The organism is Streptomyces azureus, assembly GCF_001270025.1.
GTDB lineage: Bacteria > Actinomycetota > Actinomycetes > Streptomycetales > Streptomycetaceae > Streptomyces > Streptomyces azureus.
Genome location: NZ_DF968263.1, coordinates 1 through 2,426, shown reverse-complemented (window position 1 = coordinate 2,426; position 2,426 = coordinate 1). Strand labels below are relative to the sequence as shown.

At 71.8% G+C, this 2,426-nt stretch carries 2 protein-coding genes; both read left to right on the top strand.

Translation table 11 applies throughout. The features are described 5' to 3' along the window. Nucleotides 1–27 precede the first annotated feature (27 nt). Nucleotides 28–2,079 (top strand): PTS fructose transporter subunit IIABC, encoded by a 2,052-nt coding sequence (locus tag AOQ53_RS16120; RefSeq protein ID WP_059417968.1) that lies wholly within the window; start codon nucleotides 28–30, stop codon nucleotides 2,077–2,079. A 117-nt stretch (nucleotides 2,080–2,196) separates the two neighbouring features. After that, nucleotides 2,197–2,364, top strand: coding sequence for a hypothetical protein (locus AOQ53_RS44635; protein WP_167745719.1), 168 nt, complete (start codon nucleotides 2,197–2,199; stop codon nucleotides 2,362–2,364). The last annotated feature ends 62 nt before the right edge of the window (nucleotides 2,365–2,426 follow it).

Below are 2,426 nucleotides of genomic sequence, written 5' to 3'. Positions count from 1 at the left end.
GGCGATACGCGTGCTAAGGAGCCCGCGATGAGCGACATGATCACCGCGGACCTGGTCGATCTCGACCTGTCCGCCGACACCAAGGAAGCGGCGGCGCGTGCCCTCGCCGAGCGCATGGTGGCCCTGGGCCGGGTGACCGACCTGGACGGCTTCCTCGCTGACGTGGCCGCCCGCGAAGCCCAGATGCCGACCGGCCTCGACGGCGGCATCGGCATCCCGCACTGCCGCAGCGAGCACGTCACCGAGCCGACGCTCGCCTTCGGGCGCAGCGCCGACGGCATCGACTTCGGCGCGGCGGACGGCCCCGCCGACCTGATCTTCCTGATCGCCGCGCCGGCCGGCGCCGACGACGCCCACCTGACGATCCTGTCGTCGCTGGCCCGGCAGCTGATGAACACGGAGTTCACCGACGCCCTGCGCGCGGTGGGCGACGCGGCGGCCGCAGCGGCGCTGATCCGCGGCGACGAGCCCGGCGAGCCCGCCGAGGCAGGCTCCGAAGACCCCGTGGCGTCGGCGGGAGCGGCCTCTCCCGCCGCCGCCACGGTCACCGACGACGCCGACGACACCGCTGACGCGGGGGAGCGCCCGTTCCGCATCGTCGCCGTCACCTCCTGCCCCACCGGCATCGCCCACACCTACATGGCGGCCGAGTCGCTGGAGAACGCCGGCCGTGAGGCGGGCGTCGAGGTCACCGTCGAGCCCCAGGGCTCGGCCGGCTTCACCCGGCTCGACCCGGCGGTCATCGCGGCGGCGGACGGCGTGATCTTCGCCCACGACGTGCCCGTACGGGAGAAGGAACGCTTCGCCGGGAAGCCGACCGTCGACGTCGGTGTGAAGGCGGGCATCAACCGCCCCGCGGAACTCATCACCGAGGTCCGCGACAAGGCCGCCCGCGGTGAGGTCACCTCCGGCTCCCCGGGCAGCACACCCGTCGAGCGCACCGGCGACTCCGGCGAGGGCTACGGCACCAAGCTGCGCAAGTGGCTGATGTCCGGCGTCAGTTACATGGTGCCGTTCGTCGCGGCGGGCGGTCTGCTGATCGCCCTCGGCTTCGCGATCGGCGGCTACAAGGTCGACAAGGCCCCGTCGGTGATGGACCACTTCATGTGGTTGCAGGCCGACAGCTGGGCGGCCCTGCTGTTCCAGATCGGCGGCGTCGCCTTCGGCTTCCTCGTCCCGGTCCTGGCCGGCTACATCGCCTACGGCATGGCCGACCGGCCCGGTCTCGTCCCCGGCTTCGTCGGCGGCTCGATCGCCCTGACCATCAACGCCGGGTTCCTCGGCGGTCTCGCGGCCGGTCTGATCGCCGGTGGCGTGGTCATCGCGATCCAGAAGGTGAACATCCCGGCGGCGCTGCGCGGCATCATGCCGGTGGTGGTGATCCCGCTGATCTCCTCGGCGATCGTCGGGTTCCTGATGTTCGTCGTCATCGGCAAGCCCATCGCCGAAGCCCAGAAGGGCATGACCGACTGGCTGAACGGCCTGTCCGGCAGCAACGCCATCCTGCTCGGCGCCCTCCTCGGCCTGATGATGTGCTTCGACCTCGGCGGCCCCGTCAACAAGGTCGCCTACACCTTCGCCACCGCCGGTATCGCGGTGTCCAGCCCGAGCGACTCCGCGATGAAGATCATGGCGGCGGTCATGGCGGCCGGCATGGTGCCGCCGCTGGCGATGGCCCTGGCCACGACCGTGCGCGGCAAGCTCTTCACGCACACCGAGCGCGAGAACGGCAAGGCCGCCTGGGTGCTCGGCGCCTCCTTCATCTCCGAGGGCGCGATCCCGTTCGCCGCGGCCGACCCGCTGCGCGTCATCCCGGCCTCGATGGCGGGCGGCGCGATCACCGGCGCCCTGTCGATGGCCTTCGGCGCCACCCTGCGGGCCCCGCACGGCGGCATCTTCGTGGTCCCGCTGATCGGCAACCCGCTGCTCTACCTGGTCGCCATCGCCGCGGGCGTCTGCGTCACCACGGCCCTGGTGGTCGTCCTGAAGGGCCTGCGCAAGCCGGCCCCGGGCGCCACCGCGGCACCCGGCGAGGGCACCGCCCCGGCGGCGGAGAAGAAGCAGCCGGTGGCGGCGTGAGCCCGCTGACGTTCGCCCCCTTTCAGGGTGTGTGAGCCGTTCGTGCCACCTGCGAGATAGATCACGAAAATCACGGCCCGGGACCGAAGTCCCGGGCCGTGGTGTCTACTGGGGCGCATGCCTGAGCACGTCTCCCGGTGGCCCGAGGGCCACTCCCTCCCCGCTCTCCCGCAACAGCGGCAGACAGGTCACCGGTCGGAGTCCGTGGAACTGACCCCGGAGGAGAGAGACGCCTTCGCCGAGCTGGTGCGCCACCTCGGCAACAGAGGGGTCTCGGACGACTAGTAGTGCTTGGTCAGGTCGGTGTGCGGGTGGGTATGTCGCGGTGGCAGGTGGGGCAGGCGCCG